Annotated in this window: 12 protein-coding genes; 6 read left to right on the top strand and 6 right to left on the bottom strand. The window is 59.3% G+C overall.

Going from position 1 to position 16,010, the window contains the following annotated elements:
- Window positions 1-3 precede the first annotated feature (3 nt).
- Window positions 4-402 (bottom strand): polymer-forming cytoskeletal protein, encoded by a 399-nt coding sequence (locus HB393_RS20360; protein WP_213807035.1) that lies wholly within the window; start codon window positions 400-402, stop codon window positions 4-6.
- 169 nt (window positions 403-571) lie between these two features.
- Here HB393_RS20360 and HB393_RS20355 point away from each other — a divergent pair, with 169 nt between their 5' ends.
- Window positions 572-1,597 (top strand): hypothetical protein, encoded by a 1,026-nt coding sequence (locus HB393_RS20355; protein ID WP_213807034.1) that lies wholly within the window; start codon window positions 572-574, stop codon window positions 1,595-1,597.
- Between the two features lie 19 nt (window positions 1,598-1,616).
- Here HB393_RS20355 and menC read toward each other — a convergent pair whose 3' ends face one another.
- The 3 genes from menC to mazG all read right to left on the bottom strand — a co-directional run bounded on the left by menC (window position 1,617) and on the right by mazG (window position 4,631).
- Window positions 1,617-2,747: an o-succinylbenzoate synthase gene (gene menC / locus HB393_RS20350; protein ID WP_213807033.1), complete on the bottom strand. Its 1,131-nt coding sequence runs from the start codon at window positions 2,745-2,747 to the stop codon at window positions 1,617-1,619.
- A gap of 127 nt (window positions 2,748-2,874) precedes the next feature.
- Window positions 2,875-3,714 carry a GNAT family N-acetyltransferase gene (locus HB393_RS20345; RefSeq protein ID WP_255551407.1) on the bottom strand — a complete coding sequence of 280 codons (840 nt, stop codon included), beginning with the start codon at window positions 3,712-3,714 and terminating at the stop codon, window positions 2,875-2,877.
- On the bottom strand, window positions 3,711-4,631 hold the full coding sequence (gene mazG, locus HB393_RS20340) for a nucleoside triphosphate pyrophosphohydrolase (RefSeq protein ID WP_255551406.1): 921 nt from the start codon (window positions 4,629-4,631) through the stop codon (window positions 3,711-3,713). Before mazG ends, HB393_RS20345 begins: the two co-directional genes overlap by 4 nt.
- A gap of 119 nt (window positions 4,632-4,750) precedes the next feature.
- On the opposite strand from mazG, the gene HB393_RS20335 reads away from it, so the two are divergent.
- Complete coding sequence (locus HB393_RS20335) at window positions 4,751-4,960, top strand: DUF3311 domain-containing protein (protein ID WP_345945342.1); 210 nt, start codon at window positions 4,751-4,753, stop codon at window positions 4,958-4,960.
- 65 nt (window positions 4,961-5,025) lie between these two features.
- Here HB393_RS20335 and HB393_RS20330 read toward each other — a convergent pair whose 3' ends face one another.
- Window positions 5,026-5,811 carry an OmpA family protein gene (locus tag HB393_RS20330; RefSeq protein ID WP_213807031.1) on the bottom strand — a complete coding sequence of 262 codons (786 nt, stop codon included), beginning with the start codon at window positions 5,809-5,811 and terminating at the stop codon, window positions 5,026-5,028.
- Window positions 5,812-6,123: 312 nt separating this feature from the next.
- On the opposite strand from HB393_RS20330, the gene uvrC reads away from it, so the two are divergent.
- Window positions 6,124-8,112 (top strand): excinuclease ABC subunit UvrC, encoded by a 1,989-nt coding sequence (gene uvrC, locus HB393_RS20325; RefSeq protein ID WP_213807030.1) that lies wholly within the window; start codon window positions 6,124-6,126, stop codon window positions 8,110-8,112.
- Window positions 8,113-8,115: 3 nt separating this feature from the next.
- On the opposite strand, the gene HB393_RS20320 is transcribed toward uvrC, so the two are convergent.
- Window positions 8,116-9,015, bottom strand: a complete 900-nt coding sequence (locus HB393_RS20320) for a neutral zinc metallopeptidase (RefSeq protein ID WP_213807029.1) — start codon at window positions 9,013-9,015, stop codon at window positions 8,116-8,118.
- A gap of 183 nt (window positions 9,016-9,198) precedes the next feature.
- Between HB393_RS20320 and HB393_RS20315 the strand changes: the two genes are divergently transcribed.
- The 3 genes from HB393_RS20315 to HB393_RS20305 all read left to right on the top strand — a co-directional run bounded on the left by HB393_RS20315 (window position 9,199) and on the right by HB393_RS20305 (window position 15,998).
- Window positions 9,199-10,791 carry a glycosyltransferase family 39 protein gene (locus tag HB393_RS20315; RefSeq protein ID WP_213807028.1) on the top strand — a complete coding sequence of 531 codons (1,593 nt, stop codon included), beginning with the start codon at window positions 9,199-9,201 and terminating at the stop codon, window positions 10,789-10,791.
- Window positions 10,792-10,839: 48 nt separating this feature from the next.
- Window positions 10,840-12,204, top strand: coding sequence for an APC family permease (locus tag HB393_RS20310; protein WP_213807027.1), 1,365 nt, complete (start codon window positions 10,840-10,842; stop codon window positions 12,202-12,204).
- Window positions 12,205-12,632: 428 nt separating this feature from the next.
- A complete protein-coding gene (locus HB393_RS20305; protein ID WP_213807026.1) occupies window positions 12,633-15,998 on the top strand; it encodes a sugar-binding protein in 3,366 nt (1,121 codons plus the stop codon).
- The last annotated feature ends 12 nt before the right edge of the window (window positions 15,999-16,010 follow it).

The raw sequence follows: 16,010 nt of genomic DNA, 5'->3' as shown, positions 1-16,010 counted from the left end.
TGCCTAAGCCTGTGGCTCGAGCGCGAATGTCGCGCTGGGCTCTGCGGCTTCCCTCGTGGAGTGCTTCTCAGAGGCGGTAGTCAGCTCGACGCGGCCCTGGATCAGGGCGCTCTCTTCGATGGAGAGCCTGCTGGCGACCAGATCGCCACTGACGACGGCGGACTGGCGCAGATCGATGCTCCCCGTGGCCCGAACATTGCCTGTCAGTCGACCGAAGACGACCAGATCACGAACGTTCAGGTCTGCCTTGACCCTTGCATTGGGTCCGAGCGTAAGACGGCTCTCGGTCAGCGTAATGGTTCCTTCAAGGTCGCCATCTAAATACAGGTCTTCGTTGCCGGAGAGTTCTCCTCGAACGACGACCGACTTCCCGATGGCGGTGGAACCCTCGTTTGGCTTCATGGGCTTCTGTTCTCCCGGTGATGTGAATCTGATTTGGTGCGTCTTGCCCGAACTATACGCAAGCCTCCGCCGCAAGGCAAACGCAGAGGCATTGTGGCGAGGCGGCAAACTTTGGCGCGTCGGCGTACGTCTTACCCTAGCAGTACGCTGTCTCAATTGGGCAATCGAAATGCAAAATGCGAGACAGGAGGTTCCGGTTCTGTTTCATTGCGGCGGGGAAAAAGACGGCGGCTCGAGGCGGATTCCTGCGGGACGCCGGGAGAGCCAACTCAGCAGTTCTATTAGCGCACGTACTCTGTCTTCTTGGCGGCTGCGGAGTTGGTGCGTCGGGGTATCCATTCTCTCCGCGCTTACGGTCATTCCTTCCAACAGAGAACTCGTCGCGCGTGCCGCGCAGGCTCCAAGTAACTCCGCCGATCTGGCGGTAGAGCCTCGTAGCTGGGTCGTCGATGCGGCCGCGAATGAGCTGATCGACCTGCATCATCGCGACTCCTATTTACGTTATCGAATGCATGTTCGCGACGACAAAGGGGAGCTGGAACGCGACGTCATCGAAAGCAAAGATGGAAGTGTTGCCAGGCTGGTCTTGAAAAGCGGCCGAGCCCTTACAGAGGATGAGGACAAGGCTGAGCGCGACCGGCTGAACTCCATGATCATTTCGCCGTCGGACTATTTCAAACACGTCAAGAACGAAGAGTCGGGCCGAAAGCTTGCGGACTCCATGATCCGGCTGCTGCCCGATGCCATGATCTATACCTATACTCCGGATCAACCGCAGTCCGGGGCAAATCATGGAGCGGTGGAGATTGTGATGGACTATGAACCCAATCCACATTGGAAGCCTCCGACGACGACCTCCGCTGCGCTGACCGGGCTCAGGGGCAGGATGTGGATCGACGCGAAGACCCGGCAACTGGTTCGGATGGAGGGAACCATCTTCCAAGGCGTGAACTTTGGCTGGGGGATGCTGGCCCATATCTATCCGGGGGGCAAGCTGGTGCTCGAACAGACGGATGCAGGTGGGGGGCGGTGGATCTTCACGCACTTTATCGAGCAGGTAACGGTACGCGCTTTGATGGTGAAGACGCTGAACGTTCGCGCTAATGTGGATGCGTCTGCCTTCCAGAGGCTGCCACCGCTCAGTTATCAAGATGCGGTTCGAATGTTACTCAACACGCCTTTGCCGACGCGCTAGGCTGTCTCGGCTTCACGATTTAGACCGTGACGCGGGCCTTGGCGTGCAGCGAGGTGCGCCGCACGGTCAGAGACTCGATGCGATCCTTCAGGATGGGGTAGCCGGAGCCAGAGGTGGTTGGGACGAGGATCTCACCCTTGGCGCTCACCGTAATTGGGGGATCGACGATGTCCTGTGCCCAGTAACGGCTGGAGGCGGAGACATCGCCTGGAAGCGAGAAGTTCGGCAGCGAGGAGAGAGCGATATTGTGAGCGCGCCCGATGCCGGTCTCCAACATGCCACCGCACCATACAGGGATGCCGCGCTCTGCCGCCGCGTTATGGACTGCTATGGCCTCGCTGAAGCCTCCTACGCGGCCTACCTTGATGTTGATGATGCGGCAGGACTCCATATCAATGGCAGCCAGCGCGTCGCGGCGGTTGCGGATCGATTCGTCCAGGCAGATCGCGGTCTCGATCTGCTTCTGTAGCATGGCGTGAAAGTAGAAGTCGTCGTACCAGAGCGGCTGCTCGATCATCAACAGGTTGAACTGATCCCAACTGGCGATGTGGTCGAAGTCTCTCATCCGGTACGCGGAGTTGGCGTCGCAGCTCAGCAGGATCTCCGGCCAGCGTGCGCGGACTGCCTCGAAGATGCGCGTATCCCAGCCGTGTTTGCACTTCAATTTGATGCGCTGGTAGCCGGCGTCCAGTTCGGTGGCGATCTTGTCCAACAACTGCTCCAGCGAGGGCTGGATTCCGATCGAGACGCCACAGGGAATCACCTTGCGCGTTCCTCCCAGCAACTCAGAGAGAGCAACGCCCTCTAGCTGCGCCTCGAGGTCCCAGACTGCATTTTCGATCGCCGCCTTGGCCATGCGGTGGCCACGGACGGGCTTGAAGAGATCCGGACAACTCCCTCCGCCGGAGAGCTCAGCCTCCAGCAGGCGCGGGGCAAGCTCGGTCTCGGTGATGATCCAGGCGGTGTCGATCATCTCGTCGCTAAAGTAGGGGTGTTCCCCGGCGACACACTCGCCCCAAGCCGTCAGACCATCGGACTCCAGCTCAATCAGCAGGATGCGTCTCCCCGTGGTGAGCCCGAAGCTGGTCTCAAATGGGTACGCCAGGGGCATGTTGATTTCGCGCAGGTGGATGGCATCGATCTTGAGCATGTGCGGTTTCCTGTCCGGGTAATGTGCAGGCGTGGCGATGGGGATTAAGGCAGAGCGCCAGAACATCGTACCGCGAACCCACAAGAAGTATTCAACTGGAAATAAACGATTAGAGACATTTTACCTGCTAAGGGAGGATGTCCGCTACGTTTGGAGCGATCTCCGCCGAATCGATAGTACCCAAGAGAAAATGCCCATCTCCATTGCTTTCACGGCGGTAGCCTACAATGGCAAGCCCGCGGCTGAAGGCAGACTGCAGCGCTTCGCGGTTCGCAAGCTGGCGGGCGCTGGCCAGATTTCGAGTCGCCTCCGCTTGTTTCCACTGGTATAACTCGTGCGGGACGATGACCTCCTCCGAAATCGCCTGGGTTTGCTGCTCGGGCCCGGTTTCGTTCAGGATTCGCGTCACGCGGGGAGAACGCAGCCACCATTCGGCGTAGAGCCGGTCGGTCGGCAGACCGCCCTGCAGCGGCGAAGAGGATGGGCCATAGAAGTCGGGTTTGTAACGGCGGGAGATCGCGCCCAGACGGGCGATGTTCAGGTGAGCGTTCTTGATCTCCAAGGGATCGAAGGTCCACTCCATCAACTCGAAGCCACGGGCCAGGGCATCGTCGCGTTGGGCGAGCTTCAAACGGCGCCCGAGGCCCAGGTTACGGTACTCCGGTAACACTGCCAGCATATGCGAGTGGAGGTAGGGCTGACCGTTGCGATATCCCGGCAGACCCATGGCAAATCCGACGATCTTTTCGCCGTCGAAGGCACCTAAGACCTGTCCACCGATACGGTCAGCCAGCAAAAATACCCGCCGCGGAATTACGTCTCCTTCGCTGTATCCCCAGACTGCGACCTGGAGATCCACACAGATCTGAAACTGTGCCAGATCGTGCAGAGAAGCGATGCGAATCGAAGGTGTTTCGTCCCTCTGCTCCGCGTGTTCCTGCACCACTGGCGTTTGCTGCATACTCATGGCCTTTGCTCCTCAAGCTTGTTCATGCTCTCGCGTTCCTTCAACTTGGCTTCGTTCCACAACGCTTCCAGATCCGGTGGGGAGAGCGCTTCGAGGCCCTCTCGACCGCCTCCAGCGAACTCCATGGTGGCGAAGCGTTTGCGGAACTTCGCGTTCGCAGCACGAAGCGCGGACTCCGGGTCGACCTTCAGATGCCGTGCAAGATTGACCGCCGTGAACAGTACATCCCCTAACTCCTCCTCGATCGCTGCGTTCGATACTGTGCTCTTCGATTCGGCGGAGGCCGGAAGTTCGGCCTTTAATTCTCCGATCTCCTCCTGCAACTTCTCGAAGAGCCCTGCTGCGTCCGGCCAGTCGAAGCCTACCTTTGCTGCCCGTGAACCGAGCTTCGACGCCTCCAACAAGGCAGGCATGGATCGGGGGACATCGTCCAGCATGGAGGTTTGCGTGTCGGCAGCGGAGACTTTCTCTGCGCGTTTGATCTGCTCCCAATTGCGTAGAACGGTGGCAGAATCGCTCACTTCCTCTCCGGCAAAGATGTGCGGGTGACGACGGATGAGCTTGGCGTTCAACCCAGCCGCGACGTCAGCTAGTGTAAAGTAACCCGCCTCGTCGGCCATCTGCGCGTAGAAGAGCACCTGAAGCAGCAAATCGCCAAGTTCGTCACGAAGATCCGGCCAGGCCCGGCGCTCGATCGCGTCGAAGACCTCGTAGGTCTCCTCCAGCGTGTGCTTCTTGATCGAGTCGAAGCTCTGCTCCCTGTCCCACGGGCAGCCATCGGGCCCGCGCAGGCGAGCCATGATCGTAACGGCTTCCGCAAGGGGCGCAGCGGCCTGACGCGCCGATTCGCTGGGGGCTCCGGGAGGCTCCGTAGCTGGATCGGACGAGACGAGGTGCTCTGGAGAGCGAGGTGCCATTCGTTAACTTTACCCGACAACCGTCCGAAATCGGGCCGTGCAGATATTCCCTCACTAAGTCGAATTTCCAGTATTCTCTTCAAAGAAACAGTTCAGGAGAAGCAAGCATGGAGCAACCGGTGAAGAAAGCACGGGGAACTAAGTGGTGGTTGGCTCCGCTGGTGTTGCCGTATGTTGCCCTGCTCTTCCCGCAGATCTATGCGCGGTCGACACCTGCGCTCTTTGGGTTTCCGTTCTTCTACTGGTATCAGTTTTTGTGGGTGATTCTTGCATCGGCCATCATGGGATTGGTCTATCTCAAGATGAGGCTTAGCTCGAGTTACAAATAAAAAGCCTGCCATCTGAAAGATCAGACTGGCAGGCTTTGTTGTAACTGGTTGGAGGCTAAGTAAAACTACATACCGCTCGGTTGACCACTACGAGCCGTCGTACCATTGCCCGAGGTTTGATTCGAGAGCAGCTTGATCTCCACACGGCGATTCTGGGCACGGCCTGCGGCGGTGCGATCACTTGCTACCTGCTGATCCTTTCCGATACCTACCAGATAAAACTTATGCGGCGGGATGTTGTACTTAGTCGCGAGATAGTTCACGACGGCATCGGCACGGCGCTGGCTCAACTGATAGTTATAGTTCGCGTCGCCCGTAGAGTCCGTGCCACCAGTTACTTGCAGGATGTAACCGCGTGCGGACTGCACCGTCGTGGCGAGGTCGTCGAGCTGCTTGCGGTCAGCGGCAGTTAGAACCGATTTGTCGAAGCCGAAGGTTACATTCACCTCCGCCAGGGGCTTGTAGTTATCCAAGTTGGCGACGACACCGCTTAGGCTATCGACCCGGTTATATGCCTCCTGGGCCGATTGATTGGCGGTATTAGCAGCCTGTCCTGCCGCGAGGGCATGCTGATCCGCAGTGCTCGCTGCACTTTGTGCTCCAGCGATGCCGCTCTGAGCACGCTGATCCGTATCTACGATGTTCCTGTGATCCGCCGCTGTCTTGGTATCCAGTTCATTGGTCTGCTGGATGATCGGGGTCGTTTGGGACTTCACATAATTCTTCGTCGAGCAACCTACCGTAAGTGCCAGCACAAGACTGCCTGCGAGGACAGTACCTGCCGCCGTAATCGCTCGATGGACAACCGACTCCCTACTTTGATTTGGAGCTTGGATCATACTGGGATTCATCGCGTCATCTCCTTATAAAACCGTTCTTTCAATGGACTTCCAATAAAAAGCTGTCTCTTGCAACGCTTCTGGTGATGCAATTTCCATGCCAAACAAAAGGTCGACTTAAGTGCTTTGCATTGTTGGATCTACGGGAATTTGCAAAGATTTGCGCCGTTTCGGGACTAAAACGGCTCGGAACTTTTGGGGGACTATAGAGTCAAATCTACCGGATCTCGTTGGAAGACTCCTAATCCGTAACTCACTCATTCTGCACATAAGCCTAACGAACTAAACTAGGAATACGCCTTCCCCCTTGGCGCTGCCAGCTACATGGATCTGCTCGAGAAAATACGCACGCTCCCCACCCAACCGGGTTGCTACCTCTATAAGAACGCGGAGGGAGAGGTCATCTACGTCGGTAAGGCGAAGAATCTGCGGGCTAGGGTGCGCTCCTACTTCCTCGAAGCCTCGCAGGCTAACGCCAAGACCGGCTCCCTCATGCGCGAGGCGGTCGACCTCGAGTACATCACCGTCGACAACGAGCGCGAGGCGTTGGCGCTTGAAAACAACCTCATCAAGCAGCGCAAGCCCCGCTTCAACATCCTGCTGCGCGACGACAAGACCTATCCCTACATCAAGCTCACCATGGGCGACCGCTACCCCAAGGTCTTCGTCACGCGAAAGCTCCGCAAGGACGGAGGTCAGTACTTCGGCCCGTACTTCCCCGGCAACCTGGCTTATCGTCTCGTCGACCTTATCCATCGCAGCTTCCTCATCCCAAGCTGTAAGGTCGACCTCTCACGCTACCATCCGCGCGCCTGCCTGCAGTACTACATCAAGCGCTGCCTCGGGCCTTGCGTCGAGGGGCTGACGACTCCCGAGGTCTACAAAGAGACCATTCGCGATGTGCAGCTCTTCCTCGAAGGCCGCACCGGAGAGCTCGAATCACTGCTGACCAAGCGCATGGCGGCAGCGGCTCAAAACGAGCAGTTCGAGCTCGCCGCAAAACTACGCGACCAGGTCGTCACCGTCCACCAGATGCAGGACAAGCAGCGCATCGCGACCACCGACAACGAAGACGCCGATGTCTTCGGCTTCCACTACGAGAATGACATGCTGGCCGTGAACCTCTTCCACATGCGTGGAGGCAAGATCGTCGACCGCCGCGACTTCTTCTGGGAGGAGCTGCCCGAGTCACTCTCGACTCGTTTGAATGAGGGCACCGAGGGCGGGACCGCGGTCGAGTCCGTACCGCGTCTTGAACCGGACCCCTCGCAGCCTGCCCCCGAGGTCGCGGAAGACGTCCCCGTCACGCAGCACTCTGGCCTCACGGAGCTCAACGGCGCATTCTCTCCGGCTGCCTTCTTCTCCGCGCTGGTCAAACAGCTCTACCTCGATCAGAGTTACGTACCACGATCGATCCTGGTGCCGGTGGACTTCCCCGACCGCGCCCTTCTCGCCGAGCTGCTGACCGAACGCGCCGGCCACCGGATCGAGATCGCCGCACCGCAACGGGGAGAGAAGCGGTCGCTCGTCGACCTCGTCTGCCAGAACGCCAAGCAATCGTACGACCAGCGCTTCCGCGTTCTCCAACCAAGCATCAAGGCCATTCAGGAGTCACTGCAAGAGGCCCTCACGCTGGAGGAGCTGCCCCGTCGCATCGAGTGCTTCGACATCTCGCACATCCAGGGCGCGGAGACAGTCGCCTCCATGGTCGTCTGGGAGGACGGCGCCATGAAGAAGGCCGACTACCGCAAGTTCCAGGTAAGAACCGTCACGGGAGTCGACGACTTCGCCAGCATGCGCGAGGTGATCCAGCGCCGCTATAAGCGTTTGCAGGAAGATAAGAAGCCCTTCCCCTCCCTCATCCTGATCGATGGCGGACTCGGGCAGTTGCACGCGGCCTACGCGGCGCTCGAAGAGATCGGCGTCACCTTGCAGCCGCTCGCCAGCATCGCCAAGCGCGAGGAGATCATCTACGTCCATGGGCAGGAGGACGACCCCGTCGTGCTCGATCGCCGCTCTCCTGTACTGCACCTGATGCAAAAGATTCGAGACGAGAGCCACCGCTTCGCCGTCACCTACCATCGCAAGCGCCGCGAGATGCGGGACCGCGACAGCGAGCTACTCGCCATCCCCGGCGTCGGTCCGCGCACGCGGCAACGCCTGCTGGAGCACTTCGGCAGCCTGCGCGGTATCCGTCAGGCTCCGCCGGACGCGCTGACGGCAGTGGTCAATGCGGCTACTGCGGAGAAGATTCGCAGGTACTTCGACGGAGACGTTGCGAAGGCGAACGAGACGTTGACCGTATTGCAATAGCTCCTACTGAGCGTCGTCGCTCGAAGCACTGCCGCCTGCCTTGAAGGTATTGCAATTTGCCACAGTCCCACCCTCAAGCCCTCGGCGGAACCACATCTGTCGCTGCGCGCTTGTGCCGTGAGTAAAGCTCTCCGGGCTCACAGTGCCACGCGACATCCGTTGGATATGGTCGTCTCCTACCGCGGCCGCGGCCTTCAGGCCCGCGTCGATGTCGGACTCGTGCACGATCTTCCGCTCCTCCGTGCTGTGCGCCCATACTCCGGCAAAGCAGTCTGCCTGCAACTCCAGATCTACGGAGAGATGATTGCGCTGTGCGGGATCCTGGCTGCTCAGCCGCCGCACCTGCGACTCGATGCCGAGGATCTTCTGCACATGATGTCCTAACTCATGCGCCACCACGTAGGCCTGCGCGAACTCGCTCCTTCCGCCTCCGAGCTTGGCCAGTTCGTCCCAGAAACTTAGGTCGATGTAGACCTTCTCGTCCGCCGGACAATAGAAGGGTCCCGTCGCCGCCTGCGCGGTCCCGCAACCCGAGTAGGTTCTTCCCCGGAAGAGCACCAGCTTTGCCTTCCGGTAACGCACGTTTTGTTCCGCGAGAATCGCTGGCCACGTCTTCTGAACATCGTCCAGCACGAAGGACACGAGATGCGCGGAGCGATCCTCCTCGGCAGACTCCGACAATCGGCCACCACTCTGCGCCGGTGCTGAACGTGTCTGCGGCGCGGCTCCGCCCCCGGAGAGGTAGCTGCCGATGTAGTTCCGTCCCGTCACCAGGCTAATCAGGATCAAGACGACGAAACCGACGATTCCGAGACCGCCTCCGCCAAAATTGAATCCACCGCCGCCCGAATCGCTGCGCCGATCCTCTACATCGTCACTCATTCCACCCGAGTTCCAGTCCATACTTTTGCTCCGATCCTGAGATACGTTTGAAAACCCACCGCTCTGTCGCCCGTGTAGCCGTCGCTGCGCCGAGACATACTCTGAGATGCAAACTTAATGGGAATAAATAAATTCTATCTATAACCGTGGAACTGTAGGCTGCCTGTCACCGTATGCCATGCTAACCCCATGGAGACTCAGCAAATGCCCGGAACCCGCACGACCGTAGTTCGACCGGCAGATCCGACGCTCTCAGCCGCGCTACGACTTGCCTTTCTCTTCAGCGCCTTCAAGCTGGTATTCCATATCGTAACGAACCTCTGGCAGGCGCACCTCGGCTACGGCTACTTCCGTGACGAGATGTACTACATCCTCTGCGGACGGCACTTCGCCTGGGGGTACGTCGACCACGGCCCTGGAGTCGCCATTCAAGCCAATCTGGCCCTGGCTCTCTTCGGAAAGTCGCTGGCTGGAATCCGCATGCTCTCCGCAGTGGGTGGCGCGGGAAGGGTGTTTCTTACGGGAATGCTCGCATGGGCGCTGGGCGGACGCCGTCCCGCACAGGCGCTGGCGATGATCGGGGTTCTGGTTGCTCCACAGTATCTAGGCACAGATAGCTTCCTCTCCATGAACTCTATGGAGTCCTTCTTCTGGATGACCTGCCTGCTCGCCCTGATTCTGATCGTTCGTGCTGGAGACAACCGCTACTGGCTGCTCTTCGGGCTCTCCGGCGGACTTGGCTTGCTGAACAAGCCATCCATGACCTTCTTCCTTGTCGCGCTTTTAGTCGCCCTGCTCCTGACTCCGCAGCGCCGTCTGCTAGCCAGCCGGTGGGCCGCTGCTGGAGTCGCACTTCTGATCCTTATCGCGCTGCCCAATCTCCTCTGGCAGATCCACAACCACTGGCCGACGCTTGAGTTTCTCCACAATGGGCAGGTCGAGAACAAGAACATCAAGCTCGCGCCGATCCCCTTTCTTGGCAAGCAGATCCTCAACCTCCATCCCGTCACCCTCCTCATCTGGGGCGCCGGACTTATCTGGCTGCTGCGAAATCCGCTGGCAAAGAGCTGGCGCTGGCTTGGCCTAATGTTTCTTTTCTTCCTCGTAGGAATGATGGCCCTGCATGCCAAGGACTACTACGTTGCTCCGGTCTACCCCATCCTCTTCGCCGCAGGGGGTATCGCCTGGGAGAGGAGATTCGCCTCACGCCGTGCCGTCGCGGACGACCGGGTCTTTGCCTTCCCCATCCTGGAGTCTGCGCTCTTGTTAACAGGAGCGCTTATTCTGCCGATGGCAATCCCTGTGTTGCGTCCCGATACGTGGCTGGCTTATACCAAAGCAACCCACCTCTACGATACGGAGGGCAACACAGAGAACGCGTCCAGCGGCCCCTTGCCGCAGTTCTACGCCGACCGCTTTGGCTGGCAGGAGGAGGTGGATCAGGTCACCCGCGTCTATCAAGCGCTCTCTCCCGCCGATCAAAAGATCGTCAGCATCTACTGCTCGAACTACGGCGAAGCCAGCGCCGTCGACTTCCTCGGCCAGAACCTTCCCACAACGATCAGCGGCCACAACAGCTACTACCTCTGGGGACCGGGCGATGCGACAGGAGAGCTCATGATCGTCATCAACGGTGCAAAGCCAGAAGAGATGCGCAAGTTCTACCGCTCCGTCGAGGTCGTCGGACAGATGGGGACGACTTACTCTATGCCCTTTGAACACCGCAACATCTACCTCGTCCGTGGCCGCATAAAAAACGTCCTCGACGATTGGCTCTCGTTCAAGATGTATATCTAGCCGTCCGATGGGAAAAACAGGCCATGTGCTAACCTGCCTCAGACCACCATGGCCCAGCTCGACGAAGCGCACGAACTTCCCCGCGTCCTGAACGCCTCTCACGCGACCTCCATCGTGGTCGGCATCATCATCGGCAGCGGCATCTTTCTGGTGCCTCGCGAGATGATGGCCGCCGTAGGCTCCTCCGTCACGGTCTACGCCGTCTGGATCGTCGGCGGTCTGCTCTCCCTCTTCGGTGCCATGACCTACGCCGAGATCGCCTCCTCCCGCCCGAAGTATGGCGGCGAGTATGCCTTCCTGCGCGAAGCTTACGGAGACCTGACTGCCTTCGTCTTCATGTGGACGCAGGTCACCATCGCCAAACCCTCCTCCATCGCGTCCATCGCATCGGGCGTCGTCCGCGTGTTGGGAAACTTCTCCGCCTTCTCGTTTCTCTCCGGCACCGTCGTGCCCCACGTCGTCTACGGTCAACTCGTCGCCATCGCCTTCGTCTGGCTCATCACTGGCCTCAACATCCTCGGCACACGCAAAGCCGGCAACACCCAACGCGTCCTGATGGGTCTGAAAGTAGCGATGGTCCTTACCGTCGTTGGACTGTGCTTCTTCGGCGGCCACGGCACCACCGCCAACTTCTCCACACACTACGCGGGAACGCGCGGCGGCTTCTCCGGATTCATGGTCGCCCTCATCGCTGCCCTCTGGGCCTACGACGGCTGGTCCGACGTTACTCACACCGCCGGCGAGATCCAGAACCCGCAGCGCAGCCTGCCCTTCGCCCTCATCGGCGGAGTCAGCATCGTCGGCGTGCTCTACATGATGACCAACGCCGCAATCCAATACGTCCTGCCCGCGACCGCCATCGCCCACGCAGACCGCCCCGCCGTCAACGCCATCCTCCTCAGCGCAGGTCCCGCCGCAGCGTGGCTGTTCTCGATCGGCCTGGCTATCTCCTACGGCTCGACCTTCATCGGCTCCTCCCTCACCGGAGCCCGCATTCCCTTCGCCGCAGCTCGCGACGGCCTCTTCTTTCGCGGCCTCGCCTACGTCCACCCCCGCTTCAAGACACCCTCCCGAGCCCTGATCCTTCAAGCCACTCTCTCCTCGGTCCTCCTACTGCTCATCAATACCTTTCAAGGCCTCTTCTCGCTGGCCATCTTCTCCGAGTGGCTCTTCTACGGCGCGGTCACCGCCTCCGTCTTCGTCTTCCGCCGCCGCGAGACCGCCGCAGAAAGGGCGACCCGCCCCTACAGCGTCTGGGGATACCCCGTCGTTCCGGCGCTCTTCATCCTGGCAGCGCTGATACTCCTGGTCTTCTCCTTCGCCGACCAGCCCCGCAACTCCCTCATCGGCACAACGATCATCCTGTTAGGCATCCCGCTGCATTACCTCCTGCAGCGGCGACGGACAGCCTGACTGCCATCACAAATCAATTCCCGAAGACGGACGCTCGTTAGGGCGCATCAATGGCACTCGAAATTGCTGCTGAAGGTCGAGAGACTTCCAGAACAAAATCTCATCTACCCAACCTCCCTTAGCCTCTCGCCCAGGACCTAATCCTCACAGCTCCCCTCGACGAAACGGTGCCTTCTGCGGCGGCTGTAGTCAACTCCGGCCATGTACTCGCGACGATCAGCGTTCCCATACCCTCCAGAAGTCCGGATTTCGCAGTTCCTGACAGTCAGGAACCGTATCTGTCTCTCACGTCGCCGATCTCGAACTATAAAAATGCGCCCGATTCGATAAGACCTTCTTCCCCGTTGCGAACGACAGTCTGTATCTTCATCTTCGCTTTTAACTTCCCATAGCCCTGGTTGTCGATTTCCCTTTTAGGAGAGCTCAGAGTGAACAAACTGCGATTCATCGCAATCATACTAACCATCACCATAGGCATGGTGGGAGCGGTCGAGGCATCGGCGCAGAACGCAAAACTCTATGCGCAGTTTACCTCTACCCCAATCACTGTCGACGGCGTAGCCGAGACGGCCTGGAACAGTGCCACTCCCTCCAACATCGCCATCTGCATGAATCCCACCCTAACCACCCAACTCACAGACTGTCAGACGTCCGGGACTGTCCAGGCGGTCTGGAACGGTCCGCTTCTGTATCTGCTGTTCCAGGTTAATGACACCAACGTCACCACCTCGGCCGCGGCCGTTACAAACCGGTCCGGCGTCCAGATCTTTGTCGATCAATATGATGACAAGTTTCCGAAGTTTGAAGAAGACGACACTACCATAACCGTCACAGCGGCTGGGCAACAATCCGGAAATGCCACCAACGCCGGGTTGACCATCTATCCCACCGCCTGGTCCCAACATCTCAAGTCCTATGCGGCTGCGCTCACCCCGACCGGCTACACCATCGAGATCGCCTGGTACATCGGCGATCGTCCTCTGGTAAACGACACGAAGATCGGGATGGACTTCGCCATCTTTGCCGCCTCTAAGACGACCAATACGAACCAGTATCAACTCTTTTGGAGCAGCGGAGCCAACAAAGGAACGGACAGCAACACCATGTGGGGCGATGTCGTTCTCGCCGGCTATGACGGCGCCAGTGCCATGCAGTTGAACACATATATGCTGAACATCAACGTCGCCAAGGCGAACGCCCTCGTTCGCGGCGTATGGAAGGATGAGACGGCGCTTAACAAAGCGCTCACGGACGCAACCAATGTCCAGACGACCGCTACTACTCAGGCCCAGATCGATACCGCCAATCTAGCGCTCGACGCCGCTCTCCGCGGTCTCCGCAGAACTGGGAAATACCCCGATCCCTACGACCTGCCAACGGTCAACAACCTGCCTGATCCATTCACCTTCTTCGACGGAACCAAGGTCAAAAACCTTGCAGATTGGAATAAGCGAAGCGCCGAGATCATCGATCTCGCCCAGTACTACGAGTTCGGCTACATGCCGCCGGCACCCAAATCGCTCACCGCCGTCTCCACAAGCCAGACAAGCGGGGCGCTCGCCTACAAGTCCATTGCCCTAACCATCCAGGACAACAACAGGTCCGCGTCTTTCACCCCAGTCCTCTATCTTCCGACCACCGGACAGCCACCTTATCCCGTCATCGTGGAGGAAGACTTCGCTTCTTCTCCCTTATTCGCTCCACCCAACTCGGCGTTCCTCAGCGGCGGATACGCTGTGCTCAGTATTCCAACCTCGGACTTCCCTTCCTTCGGCCTCCCGGGTGTCGCCAGTGACGACGGCAACCACACCGGAGCTTTCTTCAAACTTTACCCTTACGCCCTCGACACCGCTGGAGACGACCGGGGCGTCCTACTCGCCTGGGCATGGGGTGCCAGCCGTGGGGTCGACGCCCTGCAGTACCTCGCGGCAAACGATCCCTCCTATGCGAATCTACTCAACTTGAACAAGCTCGTCGTCACCGGCTTCTCGCGTTACGGCAAGGCATCGCTGGTGGCTGGACTTCTCGACAGCCGCTTTCTGGTCACTGCTCCCGGCGGCTCTGGAAGCGGCGGCGCGGCGCCCTACCGTTACGACTCCTTCGGCAACACCCCCTTTCGGCAGGCGCCATTTGGAAACGTCTACCCCTGGGGCACGTCGCCCGGAGCGGAGGCCATGGGCGATCACGTCCGTCACCAGACCCACAACTCCAACGAGATGATCCGGCGCTTCCTGAACGATATCGTCCCCGCCGCAGTAGAGCCGCGTATGTACAAGACCGATACGTGGGGCTATGGAGGCAGGATGCCGTTCGACCACCACGAGGAGATCGCGGCCATCGCACCCCGCGCCGTCCTCATCGACAACACCAACGACGACTACGCCGATAACGCAGAAGGAGATGCGATCGGATACGAAGGCGCGATGCCTGTATACAAGTTCCTGGGCGCTCCACAGAACCTTGCGCTGGACCTCTTCATGGGCGGAGGCGGACACTCGCTGAAGCCCTCACAGGCACAGAACATCGTGACATTCTCTAACAGTGTGCTCTTCGGGACCGCGTTGGACTCGGCCACGAATACCCAGCTCACCACGGATCCCTACCTGAACGCCGGCACCTATACCACTTACTACGGCGGCTTCTCAACGATGATGCCATGGCTTACCGCGCTCCCTCATGCAAACCTATTGACCGGTCTGAGCGTAAGCGCAGGAGCTCTCAGCCCGGCCTTCAGTCAGGATGTGACCAGCTACAACTTCAATGTCCCAAGCGGCGTTTCAATAACCACAGTGACCGCCACAGCCGAAGACCCGAAGGCGAAGATCACCGTCAACGGCCTAGCCATCATCAGCGGTCAGGCTTCGGCGGGCCTTCCGCTCACCATTGGCTACAACACCCTGAACATCATCGTGACCTCACAAGACGGCGTCGCGAAGACCTATCAGGTCGTCATCAACAGGAACGATCTCCTCACAACAACTACGCTGGACTCCTCGAACCTCAGCTCCAATCTCAACGGCTCGGTCACCTTCACAGCGACAGTGACGGCGAGCACAAGTCTCAACGCACCCGCCGGCACAGTAACGTTCCTCGATGGCGGAAGCGTCATCGGAACTGGAGCTCTGACCGCCACCAGCACCACCGCGTCCAAGGCCACTTACACCACAACGGCACTCACGGCAGGTACCCACACGATTACGGCGACGTTCCCGGGAGCTCTCGGATTCAATTCGTCGAGCTCCGCAGCCATCACACAGATTGTTACGGCGCCTGCCTACCAAGCCGCCTTCTCCCCCACCACCATCACAATCGCACGCGGGTCAAGTGGAACCAGCACGCTTACCGTAAAACCGATAGGCGGGTTCACAGGGACCGTGACCGTTGGTTGCGGAACACCACCCTCTCACATGTCCTGCAGCTTCTCCACCTCAACCCTTACCTTCACCGCGGCTTCGACGGCATCGCAAACAGCAACCATCACCATCGGGACAACCGGCATGGCTGGGCTTCAACTTCCACAGTCACCAGACTCCACGAACTCCCATCGCACCATGTGGGCCTTCGCGCTTCCTTGCATCGGGCTGGTCGCACTGTTCCGCCGCCGCAGTTCCGGGTTGCGTAACATGCGCCTTCTCGCCGCGATACTGGTGTGCTCAGCGGCTGCAATGCTCGGAATCTTGGGCTGCGGAGATGGCGGCAGCAAGCAAGCTGCCGCTGGAACGTACACGATGAATGTGAACGTCACCGCCAACAACGTCACCAGCAACGTACCTCTCACAGTCACCGTGCAATAGAACAAGGCGAAC

Source organism: Granulicella sp. dw_53, assembly GCF_018449545.1.
Taxonomy (GTDB): Bacteria; Acidobacteriota; Terriglobia; order Terriglobales; family Acidobacteriaceae; genus Edaphobacter.
The sequence above is the reverse complement of the archived record's forward strand: the minus strand, read 5'-3'. Positions and strand labels throughout refer to the sequence as shown.

What these genes read in the sequence shown, in the direction of transcription:
- HB393_RS20360 (WP_213807035.1), bottom strand. Translation starts at nt 402, where the DNA reads ATGAAGCCAAACGAGGGTTCCACCGCCATCGGGAAGTCGGTCGTCGTT.
- HB393_RS20355 (WP_213807034.1), top strand. Translation starts at nt 572, where the DNA reads ATGCAAAATGCGAGACAGGAGGTTCCGGTTCTGTTTCATTGCGGCGGG.
- menC (WP_213807033.1), bottom strand. Translation starts at nt 2,747, where the DNA reads ATGCTCAAGATCGATGCCATCCACCTGCGCGAAATCAACATGCCCCTG.
- HB393_RS20345 (WP_255551407.1), bottom strand. Translation starts at nt 3,714, where the DNA reads ATGAGTATGCAGCAAACGCCAGTGGTGCAGGAACACGCGGAGCAGAGG.
- mazG (WP_255551406.1), bottom strand. Translation starts at nt 4,631, where the DNA reads ATGGCACCTCGCTCTCCAGAGCACCTCGTCTCGTCCGATCCAGCTACG.
- HB393_RS20330 (WP_213807031.1), bottom strand. Translation starts at nt 5,811, where the DNA reads ATGAATCCCAGTATGATCCAAGCTCCAAATCAAAGTAGGGAGTCGGTT.
- uvrC (WP_213807030.1), top strand. Translation starts at nt 6,124, where the DNA reads ATGGATCTGCTCGAGAAAATACGCACGCTCCCCACCCAACCGGGTTGC.
- HB393_RS20320 (WP_213807029.1), bottom strand. Translation starts at nt 9,015, where the DNA reads ATGGACTGGAACTCGGGTGGAATGAGTGACGATGTAGAGGATCGGCGC.
- HB393_RS20315 (WP_213807028.1), top strand. Translation starts at nt 9,199, where the DNA reads ATGCCCGGAACCCGCACGACCGTAGTTCGACCGGCAGATCCGACGCTC.
- HB393_RS20310 (WP_213807027.1), top strand. Translation starts at nt 10,840, where the DNA reads ATGGCCCAGCTCGACGAAGCGCACGAACTTCCCCGCGTCCTGAACGCC.